Genomic DNA, 20,446 nt, shown 5'->3' with positions numbered 1-20,446 from the left:
GGGAAGTCATGTTTCGCGCGTTCTTGCCTGTTCCGTTAGTCCGTACCCGCCCGACCCTGCTCGCCGCCTGCCTGGCATTCAGCCTGCAGGCCCATGCCGGGCCGCTGCATTTCCAGTTGCCGGCGCAACCTCTGGCCGCCTCCCTGAGCCAGATCGCCCAGCAGGCGAAAATCCAGCTGCTGTTCGATGAACAACTGCTGCGCAATGCCAAGGCCCCGGCCCTGCAAGGCGACTACAGCCCGGAAGAGGCGATCCGCACCCTGCTGCAGAACGGCCAGTTCAATCTGATGAAGGTCGACAACACCTACATCGTGCGCCCTGCCGAGACCAGCCTCAGCAGCGGTTCGGCCCTGCAGTTGGGGGCCATGAGCGTGATCGGCAACGGCACCGAGGTGGACGCCGCCAGCGTTGGCCGCTCGACCCTGAACCAGGCGGAAATCGATCGCCATCAGTCCAACAACGTGGTCAGCCTGATCGACACCCTGCCCGGGGTCAGCCTGGGCGGCTCGCTGAAACCCGGCGGCCAGACCATCAATATCTGGGGCCTGGGGGATGCCGAAGACGTGCCGATCACCGTCGACGGCGCCACCAAGAGCGGCTTCGAGCGCTACCAGCAGGGAGTGATTTTCATCGAGCCGGAACTGATCCGGCGGGTTGAAGTGGAGAAAGGCCCGCACTCGCCGAAGACCGGCAACGGCGGTTTCGGCGGCACCGTGCACACCGAGACCAAGGATGCCCCGGACCTGTTGCAGGACGGGCGCAATGTCGGCGCCATGGTCAAGTACGGCTACAGCAGCAACGACCATCAACAGGCCTACACCTCGGCCGTGTATGGCCGTTCCGATGACCATCGCTTCGACGCTCTGGCCTACTGGACCAAGCGCGACGGCGACGACATGAAGCTGGCCAGCTCCATTCCCGATCCGCGCAACGAGTACCTGATCAACCCCAAGCGCCAGCCCAACACCGCTCAGGACCTGGATGGCGAACTCTACAAGTTCAACATGCAACTGACCGACGAGCATCGCCTGGGATTCAGCTACATGCGCTCCAACAGCGACATCTGGGCGCCCTTCTCGGCCAAGACCTACCCAGCGCCGCCCAGCAAGGCCAACATCGACAAGTACGGTTATGACGGCGCCACCAAGCGCTACCTGGCCCAGCGCAACACCATCGACACCACCTGGCTGACCAAGTACGAGTACCAGCCGGTGGACAACCCCTGGGTCGACCTCAAGGTCCAGTACTCCAACTCCAAGACCGACCAGACCGACGAGCGCGGCCCGACCGCCTTCTATCAACCGGTCACTGGCGGGCGCAAGATCACCGTGGGCTACGAGGACAAGATCCTCGAAGTGACCAACATCAGCCGCTTCAGCACCGGTCCCCTGGAACACGCCTTCACCACAGGTGCGCAGATCCGCAAGCACACCCGTGAGGTGGACATGTGGATGCCGGGCAAGACCTATGAAGTGCCCAAATACAACTACGGCCACTACCAACCGGGCTTCATGCCCCACGGCAAGGTCGACAACAACGCCTTCTACATCCAGGACGCGATAACCCTGGGGGACTTCACCCTGACTCCATCGCTGCGCTACGACCATGTGCGCAACCGTGGCGAGCAAAACGACGCGCCGCTGTACAACAGCACCAGCCCCAAGGACGGCCATGACTACGGCGACAAGACCTACACCGGCTGGTCGCCGCGCCTCTCGGCGTTCTGGAACGTCAATCCGAACCTGGCGCTGTTCGCCGACTACAGCAAGACCTGGCGCGCACCGGTAATCGACGAGCAGTACGAGGTCCAGGCCCCCGGCAGCACGCGCTCGGCCACCAGCCGCAACCTGGACCCGGAGCGCATCACCGCTTTGCGCGCGGGGACCCTCCACAACTTCTCCAAGGTGCTGACCGACAACGACAACGTGCAGATCCGCACCACGGTGTTCCAGAACAAGATCAGCAACGAGATCCTCAAGGCCACCGGCATCGGCTGCGCGGAACAACTGAGCACCGGCAAGAGCATCGCCCAGGTGTGCAAGGAGTCGCCGATGTCGGTGTATCGCAACATCGGCGACCTGACCATCAAGGGCTTTGAAGTCGAGAGCTACTACGACTCCACCTACCTGTTCGGCGCACTGTCCTACTCGTGGATCACCGGCAAGCACCAAGGCGCCTACACCAACCCCTGGGGGCCGAACGTCTGGGCCCGGGACATTCCGCCGCGCAAATGGGTGGCGACCCTGGGAGTGAAGATTCCCCAGTGGGATGCCCAGGTCGGCTGGCAAGGCCAATGGGTACGCCAGACCGACCGCCTGCCCAGCGACAAATACCCCAGCGGCCCGGCCAGTAGCCTGGGTGATTCCTACTGGGACCAGTACGGCAATGATCGCTACAACGTGCAGGGCCTGTTCGCCAACTGGAAACCCCAGCAGGCCTATCTCAAGGGCACCGAAGTCAACTTCACCCTGGATAACATGTTCAACCGCGACTACCGTCCGGCCCTCAGCGGCGACAACGCCTACAGCGTCGGGCGCAACGCCAAGATCAGCGTGACCCGCTTCTTCTGACGGCCACTGGCTGCGGTGCATCGGACGCACCGCAGCAGGCCAGCCGTTGGCCATCACCGATGTATTGCAAGCCGTTAGCCCGGCCCTGCCGCCCGCGCCTGCCGGGCTAAGATCGACTCCCCCCCTGAACACCGCTGAAAGGCCGTTGGGCGCTTTCAGTCAACGTCCCATTGATTACGTACGACGACTGTCGTACAACCGAGAACGCATCATGGACAGAGGCTTCAGGAAGGTCAGGCGGGACCTGATCAATGCACTACAAAGCGGCAACTATCTGCATGCCGCGCGCGGTTCGATCGAGGTCAAGAACCTGCTGGCCACTGGCGAGGTTTCGGCTGGCCAACTGATCGAGGTCATCGGCGCCTGCAAGGGCTCCGACCACCATTGCAGTGCCCACCACAGCGTCCCGGACCTTGCCGTCCATGTGCTGAAGAAGGCGGGCTGGTACATCAAGTTCTACTTTATCGAGCCAGAAACCTGGTTCATCAGCGTTCACCGATGAGGGCAACCCATGAAACTCTATCTGCAGGGCGACCGGGGCAAGGCGCTTTGTGAGCATTGCCAACAGGTCGTGGGCATCACCTACACCCGCCGCGACGTCCCTTTCAGCGACGGCAACGGCCAGGCCCGGGAGGTCCTGGTGGGGGTCTGCGACCTGTGCGCCACGGTGGTGGCCATCCCGCCCCAGTCGACGCCGGCGATCAAGGAAGCCCGCAAGCAGTCATTGACCTCCATCGAGGCGCGGCTGCCGGCGGTCTACCTCGATGTGCTGGATGCCGCGATGCACTCGGTGGCCGAAGACGCCGGAGTACAGATGCGCAAACTGTTCTTCAGCTACTACTTCAGCGCTCCTCCGGCGTCTTCCCTGGAGCAGGTGCATGAGGGCTTCGCCGCGTACCTGGCCGAACAGGCCGAGGCCCGCCAGTTGCCGGCCGTACCGGCCATGAAACGCCTGTCGCTGAAGGTCAACCACTATGTGGCCGAGGATCTCGCGCGCCTGCTGCAAGCCACCCGTATGACCCAGACCGAGCTGCTGAAATCGCTGATCGCGCAGATGCGCCTGGATGTGCTCGAAGGCGGCAACCCGGCGGTGATCGCCGACCTGCGCCAGCTGGCACGCCTGGGGCTCTAGCCCTCAGCCTTTGCCGCGGCCCTGAACCTTCGCGAACACCTGCAACGCCTCAAAGTGCTGTCGGTGCTCCCTGAACCGGAACCACCTGGCTTCCTCAGCAAAATCAGCCTGTAGCCGCTGCCGAGCCCGCGAGGCTGCGCAAAGGTCCGCAGGACCTTGCTTGGCGATCGCCCGCCAAACCTCCGGCGGCCTTCAGCCCCCCGCGCCCCTGCGGGCCGTTCGCAGCCTACGGCAGCGGCTACACAAATCCCGACCCGGCATCGACCCTGTAGCCGCTGCCGAGCCCGCGAGGCTGCGCAAAGGTCCGCAGGACCTTGCTTGGCGATCGCCCGCCAAACCTCCAGCGGCCTGCAGAACCCCGCGTCCCTGCGGGCCGTTCGCAGCCTGCGGCAGCGGCTACACAAATCCCGACCCGGCATCGACCCTGTAGCCGCTGCCGAGCTCGCGAGGCTGCGCAAAGGTCCGCAGGACCTTGCTTGGCGATCGCCCGCCAAACCTCCAGCGGCCTTCAGCCCCCCCGCGTCCCTGCGGGCCGTTCGCAGCCTGCGGCAGCGGCTACAGTGCGTTGCGCCGCACCAGGCTGAGATCGGGGGCGGTGGTGCGGCGCTGGCTCAGGTAACGGGTGCAGCTGACCCGCAGGAAGGAGGCGAAGTTCACCACTTCGCCGCGATAGTCCATGACCTCTTCATAGAGTTTGGCGATCAGCTGGTTGGTGGTCATGCCATCCACTTCGGCAATTTCGCTGAGGATGTCCCAGAACTGGTTTTCCAGGCGCAAGGTGGTGACCACGCCACAGATGCGCAGCGAGCGGGAACGGGATTCGTAGAGAATCGGGTCGGCCTTGACGTACAGCTCGCACATGGCGTGGTCCTCGCTTACAGGGTGATTTGGGTGCCCAACAGGCCGAGGAAACCCGCCAGCCAGCTGGGGTGCGCCGGCCAGGCCGGAGCGGTGGCCAGATTGCCCTGGACGTGGCCTTCGGTCACCGGGATATCGATGTAGGTGCCACCGGCCAGCCGCACTTCCGGGGCACAGGCCGGGTAGGCGCTGCACTCGCGGCCTTCGAGAATGCCCGCCGCCGCCAGCAGTTGCGCGCCATGGCACACCGCGGCAATCGGCTTGCCGGCCTGGTCGAATTCCTTGACCAGTTGCAGGACCTTTTCGTTCAGCCGCAGGTATTCCGGAGCACGTCCGCCGGGGATCAGCAGGGCGTCGTAATCAGCGGAGCGGACCTGGGCGAAGTCGTGGTTGAGGGTAAACAGGTGACCCGGTTTCTCACTGTAGGTCTGGTCGCCCTCGAAGTCATGGATCGCCGTGCGCACGGTCTGCCCGGCGCTCTTGTCGGGGCACACCGCGTGCACCTGGTGGCCGACCATCAGCAGGGCCTGGAACGGCACCATCGCTTCGTAGTCTTCGACGTAATCGCCAACCAGCATGAGGATCTTTTTCGCGGCCATGGAGTGGACTCCTATCAGGGAAATACATGGGCAGAAGGAGTACTCAAGGTAGCCCCATTCCCGCGGGCCGGGTAATAACCCGGTACTACAGCGGTAAGCTTCAAGCGGTAAGTGGACGCCTTGCAGCCTGTGGCCTGCAACTGCCCCCTCCAACTGTACGGACAACTCTGCCGCCAGCTGTAACAGCCGCACCGGCCGGCTTTATGGCTAGATGCAAGCTCCTGTGTCCCTGTACGAATTCTGGTAGCCCCTCATGTCCTCGCGCGAAAACACCGGCATGGCCCTCGGCCTGCTGGGTGTCATCATTTTCAGCCTGACCCTGCCCTTCACCCGGATCGTGGTGGAGCAGATGCACCCCTTGCTCAACGGCCTGGGCCGCGCGCTGTTCGCGGCGATCCCGGCGGCCTTGCTGCTGCTCTGGCACCGGGAGAAGTGGCCGACCTGGAAACAGGTCAAAGGCCTGAGCGTGGTGATTCTCGGGGTAATCCTCGGTTTTCCGGTGCTTTCGGCCTGGGCCATGCAGACCCTGCCCGCGTCCCACGGCGCCCTGGTCAATGGCCTGCAACCGTTGTGCGTGGCGCTGTATGCGGCGTGGCTGTCCCACGAACGGCCGTCGAAGGCCTTCTGGGCTTGCGCCGCCCTGGGCAGTGCGCTGGTACTGGGTTATGCGCTGCTCAGTGGCGCGGGCAGCATCCAGGCCGGTGATGTGCTGATGCTCGGGGCGATTGCCGTGGGCGGCCTGGGTTATGCCGAAGGTGGCCGGCTGGCGCGGGAGATGGGTGGCTGGCAGGTGATCTGCTGGGCCCTGGTGCTGTCCACGCCGCTGCTGATCGGCCCGGTGTGGTACCTGGCGGCGCAGCACCAGGGAGCGATTTCCATGAGGACCTGGTGGGCCTTCGGCTACGTTGCGCTGTTCTCGCAGTTCCTGGGTTTTTTCGCCTGGTATGCCGGGCTGGCCATGGGCGGAATTGCCCGAGTGAGCCAGATCCAGCTATTGCAGATTTTCTTCACCATCGCCTTTTCCGCGCTGTTCTTCGATGAACAGGTGCAGCCCATTACCTGGGTGTTCGCGGTGGGCGTGATCCTCACCGTGGTCGTGGGGCGCAAGACCGCGGTGCGCCCGGCCGCCCCGCTGCCCACGCCGCTGACCAACCCTCAGCCGAGATAGCCATCGGCCTTGAGCAGGGTTTCCAGGCAGTGTTCGCTGATCTGGTAGAAGGCCTTGAGTTCTTCGATCCTGGCCAGCAACTGGGTCGGGTCAACCGGCTCGGCGCGCTTGACCGCCAGGATCATCTTGTTCTTGTTGGTGTGCTCCAGGGAGATGAACTCGAAGACCTTGGTTTCATAACCACAGGCTTCGAGGAACAGCGCCCGCAGGCTGTCGGTGACCATCTCCGCCTGCTGTCCCAGGTGCAGACCGTATTGCAGCATCGGCTTGAGCAGCGCCGGGCTCTGGATCTGCAGGCGGATCTGCTTGTGGCAGCACGGCGAGCACATGATGATCGCCGCGCCGGAGCGGATGCCGGTGTGAATCGCGTAGTCGGTGGCGATGTCGCAGGCATGCAGGGCGATCATCACGTCCAGCTGGCTGGGGGCTACGCTGCGCACGTCACCGCACTTGAACACCAGGCCCGGGTGTTCCAGGCGCTGCGCCGCGGTGTTGCACAGGGTCACCATGTCCTCGCGTAATTCGACGCCGGTGACTTCGCCCTCGGCCTTGAGGGTGTTGCGCAGGTAATCGTGGATGGCGAACGTCAGGTAGCCCTTGCCGGAGCCGAAGTCCGCGACCCGCACCGGCTGATCGAGCTTGATCGGCGAGCTGCCCAGGGCGTGGCTGAAGACCTCGATGAACTTGTTGATCTGCTTCCACTTGCGCGACATGGCCGGGATCAGTTCGTGCTGCTTGTTGGTCACCCCAAGATCGGCCAGGAAAGGCCGGCTCAGGTCGAGAAAGCGGTTCTTCTCGCGGTTGTGCTCGGCGGACGGCACATCGCGCTGGATTTGCGGCTTGCCCTTGAACAGCGAACTCTTGCCCTTCTTGCTGTATTCCAGCTGCACTTCGTCGGTCAGGGTCAGCAGGTGGGCATTCTTGAACGCAGCCGGCAGCAGCTCGGCGATGGCGGCGCTGCCTTCGTCCAGGGTGAAGTTCTTGGTGATGTCGCGGGTCTTGTAGCGATAGACGAAGGACAGGCACGGCTGCTCCTTGACCGTCAGTTGCTTGATGATCAGGCGTTGCAGGTCCGCCTCCGGGCCCACGTGCTTGGCCAGTACCAGCTTGATAAAGGCGTTCTGCGCAAGGCTGGTGTCGAGCAATTGCAGGAACTGGGCGTGATGATCCGGCGCGGAGCGGGCGGAAGGAGCGGTAACGGACATGGGGGCAGGTGCCTCGGGCGATGCGGGGTGTGAATCAGGGAATGGCGGGTATTTTAGGGAGCAAACCCCGTCGGGGCACGGAGTTATTCACCCGACGGTAAAAAAATCGTCTCCCCAGGGCAGTGCGAGGCTCAGGGGCCATGGGCCGGCAAGCCGGCCCCCAAGGGGCTCAGTTGAGCACCACCAGGCGGTTGGGCAATTCATTGCGCACCTGGGTCAGGGGCACATGGGCCTTGAGCAGTTCGCCGCTGGCCTCAATGCAGTCGAGGAAGCCCTGCAGGGTCTGGCCCTGCCGGACCTGCTGGGTAAAGTTGCGCACGATACCGTTCCACTGCTTGTTATCCAGACGCTTGGAAATGCCTTCGTCCACGAGGATTTCCACGTAGCGCTCGGCTTCGCTGACAAAGATCAGCACCCCGGTGCCGCCCACGGTGTGGTGCAGGTTCTGTTCGAGGAACTGGCGCCGGGCCAGGTTGGAGGCCCGCCAGTGACGTACCGAGCGCGGGATCAGCCGGGTGGTGATCCGCGGCAGGCGAAACACCAGGCACAGCACGATGAAGGTCGCCCATTGCGCCAGCAGCAACAGGTGCATGTTCAGCCAGCCGGTGGCGTAGTGCACCAGCCCCGGCACCACCAGCGCCAGCAGGCTGGCCCAGAGCAGCGGGATATAGGCGTAGTCGTCGGCCCGGGCGGCCAGCACTGTCACCAGTTCGGCGTCGGTCTGCTGCTCCACCCGGGCAATGGCTTCGGCCACTTGCCGTTGTTCGTATTCACTGAGTAATGCCATGTCGTTGGATTTCCGCTTCTTATTTTGAGTTACCAGCCGCCGGAGGAACCGCCGCCGCCAAAACTGCCGCCGCCACCGCTGAAGCCGCCACCGCCGGACCCACCACCAAAACCGCCACCGCCGAAACCACCCCCACCACCGCCACGACCGCTGGTGGTGGTGATGAAACCGAGCGCCTGCGCCACCATCACCACCAGGATGAACAGCAGCACCATGAAGAGGAACAGCCACGGGTGACGCTGGACAAAATCCTCCTGGTCGCTGCTCTCGCCGCCGCTGTCGTAGGCCGTGGCCGGCTCGTCCAGCGGCGTGCCGCCGAGCACCAGGAGCATGGCCGAAACCCCGTCGCTGATGCCCTTGCTGAACTGCCCGGTCTTGAACGCCGGGGTGATCACCTGGTTGATGATCACCGAGGCCTGGGCGTCGGTCAGGCGCTCCTCCAGGCCGTAGCCCACTTCGATGCGCAGCTTGCGCTCGTCCCGAGCGACGATCAGCAGCGCGCCGTTGTTCTTGTCCTTCTGGCCGATGCCCCAGTGGCGCCCCAACTGGTAGCCGAACTCCTCGATGCTGGCGCCTTGCAGGTCCGGCAGGGTCACCACCACCACCTGTTCGCTGGTGGCCTGTTCGTGGGCTTGCAGTTGCCGAGTCAGCTGGGCGCGGACGCTCGGCTCGATCATCTGCGCGTCGTCCACCACCCGCCCGGTCAGGGCCGGGAACCTGAGTTCGGCCTGGGCCGAGACCGCGAAGACCCAGAGCAACAGCACCAGGCCGATTTTATAGAGTCGCATCAGCACCTCATCCTTAATGTTTGTCCGCGTGTACTACCAACTGCCAGACGCCCCGCCACCGCCAAAACTGCCACCGCCGCCCCTGAAACTGTCCGAATCCGAGCTGGAACTGGAGCTGGAGCTGGAGCTGCTGGAGTCGAACCAGTCGAATGAACCGCTGCTCGCACGGCTGTCGCGCTCGGCCCTGGGCTCGCGCCTGGACGAGTCATCGCCGGTGTCCCGCCGCCCGGCGCTTGCCGCTTCACCGTCGTCGCGCGTGTAGAGCAAGAGCCCGACCAGCGGCACGCCGACGAACACCGAGAAAAACACCAGCTTGAACCACCACAGCCATTCGATCTGCTGGTACCAGCTCTGCACCACCCAGCGATGCTCCAGCATCCGCGTGCTGTTGGGCTCCAGCAGACGCACGATGGAGGTGGTGCCGGTAATGATCCCGGAGGAGTACAGCTCATCCTTGAAGTACGGAATGATCGAGTCGTTGATGATCAGGTGCGCCCAGATATCGTCGATCCGCCCTTCCAGCCCGTAGCCCACCTCGATCCGCACCTGGCGCTCGTCCTTGGCCACCAGCAGCAGGACACCGTTGTTCCTGTCCTTGCGGCCGATGCCCCAGTGCCGGCCCAGTTGCAGGCCGAACTCCTCGATGCTGTAGCCGCCCAGGCTCGGCACCGTGACCACCACCACCTGGTCGCTGGTGCTTTGTTCAAGCCGTTCGAGCATCTGCGTCAGGTAGACCTGCGCCGAAGGCGTCAGCAACTGGGCGGTGTCCACCACACGCCCGGTCAACGGGGGGAACAGGCTTGCAATCGGTGCCGCTGTCGCCGTGGCCGTGGCCGGTGCAGGCCCGACCTGGACAGAGGGCTGCGTCGCACGCAACGGCACCCCATCCATGGGTGTTGAACCTGAGGGTTGCGCCAGTACGGCGCCACTCACCAGCCCCAGCCACAGCAGCGCGCCTCGTAGCACGCGCTGCCCGAGGGCCATCAGAATTTCACTTGCGGCGCTTTGTCGGCGTCAGGGCTGGTGGCCTCGAAGGTTTCACGCACCGGCAGGTCGCTGTACATCAGGCTGTGCCACAGGCGACCGGGGAAGGTGCGGATCTCGGTGTTGTACTTCTGCACCGCGAGGATGAAGTCGCGGCGGGCCACGGCGATGCGGTTCTCGGTGCCTTCCAGCTGAGATTGCAGGGCCAGGAAGTTCTGGTTGGCCTTCAGATCCGGATAACGCTCGGAGACCACCATCAGACGGCTCAGGGCACCACTCAACTGATCCTGGGCCTGCTGGAACTGCTTGAGTTTTTCCGGGTTGTCCAGGGTGCTGGCGTCCACCTGGATCGAAGTGGCCTTGGCCCGCGCCTCGATCACCGCGGTCAGGGTGGCTTCCTCGTGCTTGGCGTAGCCCTTGACGGTCTCCACCAGGTTGGGGATCAGATCGGCGCGGCGCTGATACTGGTTCTGCACCTGGCCCCAGTCGGCCTTGACCTGCTCGTCCAGGGTCGGAATGTTGTTGATGCCGCAGCCGCTGAGCAGGCTGGCAAGCAACAACAGGGCAGCGACGGGCCAGCTCAAGCGCAGGCTTTGGGTGATGTTCATGGGTGGAGCTCCTTGCACAACCTGATGGAAAAGAATCTTTTGCCCGTTTTCACACATCCTGTGGGGCAAAATCTGCCTGCGCCACTGGAATGCATCGGGCTGATGGGCTAAAAGATGCCCAGCGCGAAAAAGAGTTCAGAAATAAGGCGGTGTGAAAACGTCGCGAGTGAAGGCAAGACAAAGCAAAAACAGGCGAGAACGCGAAGTGTAGGAGCCTACATGAGCATTCCGATCGGACTCGCGCACGAGCCTGTTTTTAACGCCGTATTGCCGAACGCAGTGGTTTTCACACGGCCTGAAGTGTGCTGGATTTATCTGAACAACAATAGTCGCTCCCTAAATTTTGGCTGTTCGACGCGTCACTCATGCGTCGGTCTTGAGCCCTTGAGAACACTATTCATGAATAAGCTGTGTTTGCTGGGCCTGCTGGTCAGCCTGGCCAGTCACCCTGTATTGGCCGAATCTGCCCCGGTCCCCCTGGAAAACAAAGACGCCTTTATCAACGACCTGCTCAAGCGCATGACCCTGGAAGAGAAGATCGGCCAGTTGCGCCTGATCAGCATCGGCCCGGAAATGCCCCGCGAGCTGATCCGCAAGGAAATCGCCGCGGGCAATATCGGCGGCACTTTCAACTCCATCACCCGCCCGGAAAACCGGCCGATGCAGGACGCGGCCATGCGCAGCCGGCTGAAGATCCCGATGTTCTTCGCCTATGACGTGATCCACGGCCACCGGACCATCTTCCCCATCAGCCTGGCCCTGGCGTCCAGCTGGGATATGGACGCCATCGGTCGCTCCGGGCGCATCGCCGCCAAGGAGGCCAGCGCCGACAGCCTGGACATCACCTTCGCGCCGATGGTGGACATCTCCCGCGATCCTCGCTGGGGCCGTACCTCCGAAGGCTTCGGCGAAGACACCTACCTGGTCTCGCGCATCGCCAAGGTCATGGTCAATGCCTACCAGGGCCAGAGCCCGGCCTTGCCGGACAGCATCATGGCCAGCGTCAAGCACTTCGCCCTGTATGGCGCAGTAGAGGGCGGTCGCGACTACAACATCGTCGACATGAGCCCGGTGAAGATGTACCAGGACTACCTGCCGCCCTACCGCGCAGCCATTGACGCCGGTGCCGGCGGAGTGATGGTGGCCCTGAACTCCATCAACGGCGTGCCGGCCACCTCCAACACCTGGCTGATGAACGACCTGTTGCGCAAGGAATGGGGCTTCAAGGGCCTGGCGGTGAGCGACCACGGGGCGATCATCGAGCTGATCCGCCACGGCGTCGCCAAGGACGGTCGCGAGGCCGCCAAGCTGGCAATCAAGGCCGGCATCGACATGAGCATGAACGACTCGCTGTACGGCAAGGAACTGCCGGGGCTGCTCAAGTCCGGCGAGATCGAGCAGAAGGACATCGACAACGCGGTGCGTGAAGTGCTGGCGGCCAAGTACGACATGGGCCTGTTCAAGGACCCTTATGTGCGCATCGGCAAGGCCGAGGACGACCCGGCCGACACCAACGCCGAAAGCCGCCTGCACCGCAGCGACGCCCGGGACATCGCCCGCCGCAGCCTGGTGCTGCTGAAGAACCACAACGACACCTTGCCGCTGAAGAAAACCGCGAAGATCGCCCTGGTCGGCCCCCTGGCCAAGGCCCCCATCGACATGATGGGCAGCTGGGCCGCCGCTGGCGTACCGGCACAGTCGGTGACGCTGTACGACGGCATGCGCAACGTCCTGGGTGACAAGGCCCAACTGGTGTACGCCCGGGGCTCGAACATCACCGCCGACAAGAAGGTGGTGGACTACCTGAACTTCCTCAACTTCGATGCCCCGGAAGTGGTGGACGACCCGCGTCCGGCGCAGCAGATGATCGACGAAGCGGTCAAGGCGGCCAAGCAGGCGGACGTGATCGTGGCCGCTGTGGGCGAGTCCCGTGGCATGTCCCACGAGTCTTCGAGCCGCACCGACCTGCACATCCCCGCCAGCCAGCGCGAGCTGATCAAGGCCCTCAAGGCCACCGGCAAGCCTCTGGTGCTGGTGTTGATGAATGGCCGGCCGCTGTCACTGTTGGAAGAAAACCAGCAAGCCGACGCCATCCTGGAAACCTGGTTCAGCGGCACCGAGGGCGGCAACGCCATTGCCGACGTGCTGTTCGGCGACTACAACCCGTCGGGCAAGCTGCCGATCACCTTCCCTCGCTCCGTGGGCCAGATTCCCACCTACTACAACCACCTGACCATTGGCCGGCCGTTCACGCCGGGCAAGCCGGGCAACTACACCTCGCAGTACTTCGACGACACCACCGGCCCGCTGTATCCGTTCGGCTATGGCTTGAGCTACACCAGCTTCAGCCTGTCGGACATGGCACTGTCCTCCACCACCCTGAACAAGAGCGGCAAGCTCGATGCCAGCGTGACTGTGAAGAACACCGGCAAGCGTGACGGCGAAACCGTGGTGCAGCTGTATATCCAGGACGTGGCCGGCTCAATGATCCGCCCGATCAAGGAATTGAAGAACTTCCAGAAAGTCATGCTCAAGGCCGGCGAAGAGAAGTCCATTCACTTCACCATCACCGAGGATGACCTGAAGTTCTACAACGCCCAGCTCAAGTACGCCGCAGAACCGGGCGACTTCAATGTACAGATCGGCCTGGATTCCCAGGACGTCAAGCAACAGAGCTTCGAACTGCTCTGATGCCTGTCAGTGGCCGGCGCAGGACCTGCGCCGGCCGCCTCCTTCTGCAATCCCAGCAATCCCCACAATCGCTGCAATATCTGTAGCCGCTGCCGAGCCTGCGAGGCTGCGCAAAGGTCCGCAGGGCCTTGCTTGTCGATCTACCGCCAAACCTCCATCGGACTCACGACCGCCGCGACCGCTTCGCGCTCGTTCGCAGCCTCCGGCAGCGGCTACAGCCAGCCATGTCAGCCGTGACGGTCAGCCGCGCCGGTCCAGCAGGTTGACCACCAAGCGGTCGACCCAACCCCAGATCCGCTGCTTGACCCGCCGCCACAACGGCCGGTTGCGCCACTGCGCCAGGCTGATCTCTTCACTCTGGGCGAAGTCCGCCTCAAAGCTCGCCGCCACGGAGTGGGTCAGGGGCGGGTCCAGGGCCTCCAGGTTGGCTTCCAGGTTGAAACGCAGGTTCCAGTGGTCGAAATTGCACGACCCCACACTGACCCAGTCGTCCACCAGCACCATCTTCAAATGCAGGAAACGCGGCTGATACTCGAAAATCCGCACGCCGGCCTTGAGCAACCGCGGGTAGTAACGGTGCCCGGCATAGCGCACGGCCGGGTGATCGGTGTGCGGCCCGGTCAGCAACAGGCGCACGTCGACGCCCCGGGCGGCGGCCTTGCGCAATGAGCGCCGCACCGACCACGTCGGCAAGAAGTAAGGCGTGGCCAGCCAGATGCGCTGCTGGCCGCTGTGCAGGGCACGAATCAGTGAATGCAGGATGTCGCGATGCTGACGCGAGTCGGCATAAGCCACCCGGCCCATGCCCGCCCCCGAGTCAGGCACACGGGGCAGATGGGGCAGGCCGAAATCCACGTCGGGCCGCCAGGCGCCCTTGCGCAGGTTGGCGCTCCACTGGCGGTCGAACAGCCTTTGCCAGTCCAGCACCGCGGGCCCGGCGATCTCCACCATCACTTCATGCCAGTCGCAGCTGTTGTCCTCGGGCTGCCAGAACTCATCGGTAACCCCTGTACCGCCCACCACGGCCAGGGACTGGTCCACCAACAACAGTTTTCGATGGTCGCGATACAGATTGAGAAAGCCCTGGCGCCACTTCAGGCGGTTGTAGAAACGCAGCTCGACACCGGCCGTGGTCAAGCGCAGGCGCAAGGCCTGGGTAAAAGCCAGGCTGCCATAGTCATCGAACAGACAGCGCACCCGCACCCCGCGCTCGGCAGCCTGGACCAGGGACTGGACCAGAGCGTCGGCACAGGCGCCGGCTTCCACCAGATACAGCTCCAGCTCCACCTGCTGCCGGGCGCGGGCAATGGCCACCAGCATGCGCGGAAAGAACTGGGGACCGTCGATCAACAGCTCGAAGCGGTTGCCTTCACGCCAGGGGAACACCGCTCCGCGCATTTCAGCGCGCCGTGAAGATCAGTACCGCACCCACCGGTACCGAGAAACTGATGGCCGACAAGCCAGCCACTTTGCGCAGGCTATCGAGGCCCGGTGCCAGGTTGAAGTCTTCGGCATTGAGAACCAGCGGTTCCAAGGTCACCACCTGGAAACGCCGCTCATCCAGGCGAGTGGCCAGCAGCTCGGCGTTGTAGGTGTGTTCCTGGCCGTGCAGGGCCACGGTGACCGGCAACAGCAGCTCGATCTGCGCCCCGGGGGCCAGGTCGTTGATCGGCCGCAGGTTGATCTGCGTCGTGATCTGCGCTTCGGGAAACTGCTGGACCTGGAACAGCTCCTGACGCATGCGCTCATCGCGCAGGGGAATGCCGCTGCTGACCGAGTCCAGCTCGATCTGCAACCGGGCCTGGCCCTTGGCGTCGACCTTGCCGTGCAACACCAGGAAGCGCTGGACCTCGGAAATACTGGCGTTCTTGGTGGTCACGAAGGACACCCGGGAAGACTCGTTGTCCAGGTACCAGTTGGCCTGGGCCGGCAGGGCAAGTACCCCGAGCAGGCTGATAAGAAGGCGGATCGGCGTACGCATGCAAGCTCCCGTGAACAGAAGGCGCCACCTTAACCGGCTGCCAGGGGGCTGGCAAACACCGCGCTCAAGTGGGGCCCAGCCGTTGCAGACGGGGAATGGTTCAGGCAATGGACTTCTGCAATTGCTCGATGGTGTCGGCCAGCAACCCCAAGTGACGATTGCGCACCTGCTCGACACAGCTCAGGTCCATCGGCCAATGCAGAGCGATGCTGCCGATCACCCGGCCTTCGGCCTGCAACGGCAGGGCCACGGCACGAATCAGAAAAGGCAGTCGTACCGGATATTCCCAGTGGCCCTCGGTACGCTGACCGAAGCCCAGATGCTGGGACTGGGCGCAAGCTTGTTGCTGGTCTTCGGCCGGTACTCGCTCACGCTCGGCCAGACGCTCGACTTCATCACTGGCCAGGGCCCCCAGGCAGGCCTTGCCCATGGCCGAATGAAACAGGCTGGCATGCTGGCCGACAATCCGGCTGTTGTTCGGGTAGCGCTTGCGCAACACCGCAGGCACCGCACTTTCCAGGACCTCAAGGTGCTCACCGTCAAAACTCGACAGGTCGCTGACCAGTCCGGTGCGTGCACTTAACTCCAGCATCCAGGGCGCCGCCTGCTCCACCAGATGGCGCTTGAAGCGTTGCCGGCTGTCGCCGAACAGGCTGCGGGCGCTCAGGCGATAACGCCTGTCGCTCAGTCCACGGTAGATCCAGCCCTGCTCCTGCAGGGTCAGCAACATGCGCGACACCGTGGCCTTGGCTAGGCCCGTCAGGTAGTGCAGCTCCTCCAGGCCCAAGGCCTGGTGCTGACCCAGCAACTCGACGATGGCCAGGGCCCGTTCCACGGAACGCACGCTGCCGGTTTCTACCTTGCTGGCCATAGTCCGAACTCCCTGACTGAAGATGGGTAAAGGTTTTTCCCAGCAAGATGCGGGCCTCAGAACCCTATCAACAGCATTTGCCTGGTTACAGCAGGTTACCCGGAGGGCGTTGCCGCACCCAGTGCGTCAGTTGTTCGTGGGCATAGGCCAGTTGCAGCACGGCGTGGTCGGCCTGGGCCGGCCCGATGATCTGCAAGCCCATGGGCAGGCCCGCCAGATTGAACCCCACCGGAATGCTGATACTGGGCAGGCCCGCCAGGGTCGGACCGATCACCACCTCCATCCAGCGGTGATAGGTGTCCATTTCCTGCCCATCGATCTGCCTTGGCCAGGCCTGCCGTGCATCGAAAGGGAACACCTGGGCCGTGGGCAGCAGCAGAAAATCGTAACGTTCGAACAGCCGCAGCAAGGCGCGATACCAATCGCTGCGACTCTGGGAAGCGCGGTACACGTCCGCGGCACTGAGGCTGGCCGCGCCCTCCACTTCCCAACGCGCCTCGGGCTTGAGCCAGCGGCGCTGGTCCGGGTCGTTGTGCAACAGCCCCAGGGAACCCTGGACCAGCCAGTGCCGGTGCACCAGCCAGCAGTCCCACAACTGCGCCATGGAAAACTCCGGCTGGCAGCTTTCCACTTCACAGCCCAGATGGGTGAAATCGGCCAGGGCCTTTTCGCACAGGCTCAGGACGCCCTGCTCCATGGCCAGGTAGCCGTTGTAGTCACCCAGCCAGCCCAGGCGCAGGCCACGTACATCCCGTTGCAGAGGCGCCTGCAACAGCGCCGGATCGTCCTTGAGGGACAAGGGCACTCGCGGATCATATCCGGCCTGGGTGCTCAACAACCGCGCCACATCAGCCACCGTGCGCCCCATCGGCCCTTCGGTAGCCAGTTGCTGCACGAACAGCTCAGGGGTCGGGCCGAATGGCACCCGCCCCTGGGAGGGGCGCATGCCGAACACGTTGTTGAAGGCCGCCGGATTGCGCAGCGAGCCCATCATGTCGCTGCCATCGGCCACCGGCAGCATGCGCAAGGCCAGGGCCACCGCCGCCCCGCCGCTGCTGCCGCCCGCGCTCAGGCTGCTGTCATAGGCATTGCCGGTGGTGCCGAACAACTGGTTGTAGGTATGGGAGCCCAGGCCGAACTCCGGCACGTTGCTCTTGCCGACAATGATCGCGCCGCTGGCACGGACCCGGGCCACGCTGATGGCATCCACCTGGGGTACCTGATCGGCGAACAGCGGCGAGCCCATGCTGGTGGCCAGCCCTGCGGTGGCTGCCAGATCCTTGATCGCCTGGGGCATGCCATGCATCCAGCCCATGGACTGCCCCCGGTCCAGTTGCCGGTCACGCTCATCGGCCTGGGCCAGCAGATCCTGCGGATCGCACAGAGAGACCAGGGCATTGACGCCCGGGTTGTAACGCTCGATCTGCTGCAGATAAGCCTGCATCACCTCGCGACAGGACAGCTCGCGCGCATGGATCGCCCGGGATAGTGCCAAGGCATCCAACTCGACGATGGACTCGTTGGCCATTGCTTCGCTGTGCTTGATCAAGACTCGCCTCCCAGGGTCACGGCATCTTGTTTGTCGTCTCTGACCGCGTCATGCATGCAGTAGATACCCAGCAGGCTGAGGATCGAGGTCAGCAAGACATAGAAGGATGGCGCCACCGGCGTGGCCATGACCTTGCTCAGCCAGGTCACGATCAAGGGCGCAAAGCCACCGAACAACATCACCGTGACGTTATACGCCACCGACACCCCGGTGGAACGCACCTCGATGGGAAACTGCTCGGCCAGGGCCGTAGGACCGGGACCGAAAAAGCCGCCAATGGCACCGCACAGCAACATTTGCATCACCAGCAGGCGCTCAATGGACGGCGCCGCGGCGACCCACACATACAAGGGATAGACCATGACGAAAAACGCCAGGGTGAAGGCCATCAGCACTGGGCGCCGGCCGATGCGGTCCGACAGCGCCCCGGCAAAGGGAATCACCAGGGTCATCAGGGCCACGGCGAACATCTGCACCAGCAGCACCTGATCCAGGGGCAGGCCGAGGTTGGTGTGGGCGAAGGTCGGCATGTTCACCAGCACCACATAGAAAGACACAGTGCTGCCGCAGCACAGGCCCATGGAGACCAGGATCGCCCGGCGATGGGCCGACACCACCTGCCACAGCCCCGGCCCCTTGCCACCTGCCTGCTTGCGCGCCTCGATGAAGGCCTCCGGCTCCTCCATGTACTTGCGAATCCACAGTCCCACCGGACCGATCAGCAGGCCGATCACGAACGGCAGGCGCCAGCCCCAGAGATCCAGGGTCTGCGGCGAAAAGAGGTGGGTCACCGCCGCCGCCATTGCCGCTCCGCTGAACACCGCCAGGCACTGTCCTACCAACTGCCAGGAGCCATACAACCCCTTCTTGTCCACCGGGGCACTTTCCACCAGGTAGGCCGTGGCGCTGGCGTATTCCCCCCCGGTGGCAAAGCCCTGGAGCATCCGCGCCACCACGATCAGCAACGGCGCGCCCAGGCCAATGGCCGCGTAGTTGGGGGCAAAGACGATCATCGCAATGGCCACGGTCATCAGCTGGATGATCACCAGCATCGCCGCCTTGCGGCCTTTGCGGTCGGAATACATGCCCAGCAGCACGCCGCCCACCGGGCGCATGAAAAAACCCACGCCGAAGGTGGCCAGGGCCATCAGCAGCGAGGTGTACTCGTCTTCAGCCGGGAAAAACTGGCGGGCGATAAAGCTGGCGAGAAAGCCATAGACGATGAAGTCGTACCATTCCAGGGCGTTGCCAACCACGGCGGCAACCACTTGCCGGGTCTTGGAAACAGCAGGTATCGAGACGCTCATGGGAGGTTCCTTGATACTTTTGAGCCTTCTTGCGGGCTCGAAAAAGTGCCGGACGCATGGCACGCCCGGGCCGCACAGCACTACAGGAACAGGAGGGTTCAGACGGGCTTGAGCCAGCTCTCCGCCAGCGCGCTCCAATAGGCCGCACCGGTGAGCAGGATGTCGTCGTTGAAGTCGTAACCCGGGTTGTGCACCATCGGTTGCGCTATGCCATTGCCGATGAACAGGTAGCTGCCGGGGCAGCGCTGCAGCATCCAGCCGAAGTCTTCGCTGCCCATCAGCTTCGGCGTTTGGCCATTGACCGCCTCGGCCCCCACCAGCTCGACACCGACCCGCCGGGCAAACTCGGTTTCTTCAGGACTGTTGACCAGCACCGGATAAGCCGGGCGGTGGTCGATGCTGGCGCTGCAGCCAAAACTCTCGGCCTGGGTGCGGATGATCGACTTGACCCGCTCCAGCATCTGCTCGCGCACCGGTGCGTTGAGGGCCCTGAGGCTCAGGCGCAGTAACGCCTGCTGGGGAATCACGTTGGCCGCCTCACCCGCCTGCAAGGCCCCCACCGTCACCACCGCCGCTTCCTGCGCGTCGATATTGCGCGCCACCACCGTCTGCAAGGCCATGACCATGCTGGCCGCGGCCACCAAGGGGTCCACCGCCAGGTGGGGCATGGAGCCGTGACCGCCGACACCTTCGACAATCACCTCAAGCAGGTCCTGGGACGCCATCATCGGCCCCTCGCGAAAGCCCAGGTGACCGGCCGGCAGCCCAGGCATGTTGTGCAGGCCGAACAGTGCATCACAGGGGAAGCGTTCCAGCAGGCCATCGGCAAGCATCGCCTCGGCACCGCCCTGGCCCTCTTCCGCGGGCTGGAAGATCAGGTTCAGGGTGCCGTCGAACGCTCGGGTCGCCGCCAGGTAGCGCGCCGCCCCCAGCAGGATGGTGGTGTGGCCGTCATGCCCGCAGGCGTGCATGCAACCGCCATGGCGGCTGCTGTAGGGAACCCCGGTGTTCTCGATGATCGGCAAGGCGTCCATGTCCGCCCGCAGGCCCAGGGTGCGCGTGCCCGTGCCGTTGCGTAGAACACCCACGACCCCGGTTCGGCCGACGCCGGTGTGCACTTCATAACCCCACTCCTGCAGACAGCGAGCCACCAGCGCCGAAGTGCGTTGCTCTTCGAAACCCAGTTCCGGGTGGGCATGAATATCCTGGCGGATGGCCCGCAGATCGCTGGCAATGTCGTTGAGCCAGGCAAGGATGTGCTGGTGTCGGGTCATGGCGAATCTCCTCTGGGCCGGGTGGCTTCCCGTTCTTTTTTTTCGGAGCGTTGCACGAGGCGCCGGAGCGTGCT

18 protein-coding genes are annotated in these 20,446 nt (G+C 63.9%); 5 read left to right on the top strand and 13 right to left on the bottom strand.

The window, feature by feature from the left end; translation table 11 throughout:
* The first annotated feature begins 8 nt into the window (after positions 1–8).
* From ACMGF8_RS12190 to ACMGF8_RS12180, 3 genes are read left to right on the top strand one after another with little or no spacing between them, the layout of a single operon-like run.
* Positions 9–2,570 carry a TonB-dependent receptor gene (locus ACMGF8_RS12190; protein ID WP_115581759.1) on the top strand — a complete coding sequence of 854 codons (2,562 nt, stop codon included), beginning with the start codon at positions 9–11 and terminating at the stop codon, positions 2,568–2,570.
* Between the two features lie 46 nt (positions 2,571–2,616).
* On the top strand, positions 2,617–3,072 hold the full coding sequence (locus tag ACMGF8_RS12185) for a hypothetical protein (protein WP_416759769.1): 456 nt from the start codon (positions 2,617–2,619) through the stop codon (positions 3,070–3,072).
* 9 nt (positions 3,073–3,081) lie between these two features.
* On the top strand, positions 3,082–3,702 hold the full coding sequence (locus ACMGF8_RS12180) for a hypothetical protein (RefSeq protein WP_060842687.1): 621 nt from the start codon (positions 3,082–3,084) through the stop codon (positions 3,700–3,702).
* A gap of 555 nt (positions 3,703–4,257) precedes the next feature.
* On the opposite strand, the gene ACMGF8_RS12175 is transcribed toward ACMGF8_RS12180, so the two are convergent.
* Both ACMGF8_RS12175 and ACMGF8_RS12170 read right to left on the bottom strand, forming a co-directional pair.
* Positions 4,258–4,563 (bottom strand): ribbon-helix-helix domain-containing protein, encoded by a 306-nt coding sequence (locus tag ACMGF8_RS12175; protein ID WP_102861531.1) that lies wholly within the window; start codon positions 4,561–4,563, stop codon positions 4,258–4,260.
* A gap of 14 nt (positions 4,564–4,577) precedes the next feature.
* Entirely contained in the window at positions 4,578–5,159 is a 582-nt protein-coding gene (locus tag ACMGF8_RS12170) for a DJ-1/PfpI family protein (RefSeq protein ID WP_115581755.1), read from the bottom strand.
* A gap of 253 nt (positions 5,160–5,412) precedes the next feature.
* Between ACMGF8_RS12170 and ACMGF8_RS12165 the strand changes: the two genes are divergently transcribed.
* Positions 5,413–6,327 (top strand): DMT family transporter, encoded by a 915-nt coding sequence (locus ACMGF8_RS12165; protein WP_102861529.1) that lies wholly within the window; start codon positions 5,413–5,415, stop codon positions 6,325–6,327.
* Here ACMGF8_RS12165 and ACMGF8_RS12160 read toward each other — a convergent pair.
* The 5 genes from ACMGF8_RS12160 to ACMGF8_RS12140 form a co-directional block, all read right to left on the bottom strand.
* Positions 6,315–7,532 carry a class I SAM-dependent methyltransferase gene (locus ACMGF8_RS12160; protein ID WP_416759766.1) on the bottom strand — a complete coding sequence of 406 codons (1,218 nt, stop codon included), beginning with the start codon at positions 7,530–7,532 and terminating at the stop codon, positions 6,315–6,317. The genes ACMGF8_RS12165 and ACMGF8_RS12160 overlap by 13 nt on opposite strands.
* A 169-nt stretch (positions 7,533–7,701) precedes the next feature.
* Positions 7,702–8,319 carry a TPM domain-containing protein gene (locus ACMGF8_RS12155; protein ID WP_060837908.1) on the bottom strand — a complete coding sequence of 206 codons (618 nt, stop codon included), beginning with the start codon at positions 8,317–8,319 and terminating at the stop codon, positions 7,702–7,704.
* A 29-nt stretch (positions 8,320–8,348) separates the two neighbouring features.
* Positions 8,349–9,107: a TPM domain-containing protein gene (locus ACMGF8_RS12150; protein ID WP_207816688.1), complete on the bottom strand. Its 759-nt coding sequence runs from the start codon at positions 9,105–9,107 to the stop codon at positions 8,349–8,351.
* A gap of 33 nt (positions 9,108–9,140) precedes the next feature.
* Positions 9,141–10,091: a TPM domain-containing protein gene (locus tag ACMGF8_RS12145; protein ID WP_102861526.1), complete on the bottom strand. Its 951-nt coding sequence runs from the start codon at positions 10,089–10,091 to the stop codon at positions 9,141–9,143.
* Positions 10,091–10,699 (bottom strand): LemA family protein, encoded by a 609-nt coding sequence (locus ACMGF8_RS12140; RefSeq protein WP_115581752.1) that lies wholly within the window; start codon positions 10,697–10,699, stop codon positions 10,091–10,093. The genes ACMGF8_RS12145 and ACMGF8_RS12140 overlap by 1 nt, the downstream gene beginning before the upstream one ends.
* A 399-nt stretch (positions 10,700–11,098) precedes the next feature.
* Between ACMGF8_RS12140 and bglX the strand changes: the two genes are divergently transcribed.
* Positions 11,099–13,390, top strand: coding sequence for a beta-glucosidase BglX (gene bglX / locus ACMGF8_RS12135; RefSeq protein ID WP_102861524.1), 2,292 nt, complete (start codon positions 11,099–11,101; stop codon positions 13,388–13,390).
* Positions 13,391–13,630: 240 nt separating this feature from the next.
* Here the strand turns inward: bglX and ACMGF8_RS12130 are convergent, their stop codons facing one another.
* The 6 genes from ACMGF8_RS12130 to ACMGF8_RS12105 form a co-directional block, all read right to left on the bottom strand.
* A complete protein-coding gene (locus tag ACMGF8_RS12130) occupies positions 13,631–14,788 on the bottom strand; it encodes a phospholipase D-like domain-containing protein (protein ID WP_102861523.1) in 1,158 nt (385 codons plus the stop codon).
* Between the two features lies 1 nt (position 14,789).
* Positions 14,790–15,371, bottom strand: a complete 582-nt coding sequence (locus tag ACMGF8_RS12125; protein WP_416759762.1) for a YceI family protein — start codon at positions 15,369–15,371, stop codon at positions 14,790–14,792.
* Positions 15,372–15,471: 100 nt separating this feature from the next.
* A complete protein-coding gene (locus tag ACMGF8_RS12120; protein WP_102861521.1) occupies positions 15,472–16,242 on the bottom strand; it encodes an IclR family transcriptional regulator in 771 nt (256 codons plus the stop codon).
* 85 nt (positions 16,243–16,327) lie between these two features.
* A complete protein-coding gene (locus tag ACMGF8_RS12115; RefSeq protein WP_102861724.1) occupies positions 16,328–17,770 on the bottom strand; it encodes an amidase in 1,443 nt (480 codons plus the stop codon).
* 17 nt (positions 17,771–17,787) lie between these two features.
* The gene (locus tag ACMGF8_RS12110; RefSeq protein WP_102861520.1) at positions 17,788–19,098 is read right to left on the bottom strand and encodes an MFS transporter; all 1,311 of its coding nucleotides are present in this window, start codon (positions 19,096–19,098) and stop codon (positions 17,788–17,790) included.
* Between the two features lie 98 nt (positions 19,099–19,196).
* Positions 19,197–20,372: a M20 aminoacylase family protein gene (locus ACMGF8_RS12105; RefSeq protein ID WP_102861519.1), complete on the bottom strand. Its 1,176-nt coding sequence runs from the start codon at positions 20,370–20,372 to the stop codon at positions 19,197–19,199.
* Between the last annotated feature and the right edge of the window lie 74 nt (positions 20,373–20,446).

It is taken from the genome of Pseudomonas sp. BNK-7 (assembly GCF_048072025.1).
Taxonomy (GTDB): domain Bacteria; phylum Pseudomonadota; class Gammaproteobacteria; order Pseudomonadales; family Pseudomonadaceae; genus Aquipseudomonas; species Aquipseudomonas danubii.
Note: the sequence above shows the minus strand (reverse complement) of the source record. Positions and strands in the feature narration are given on the sequence as shown.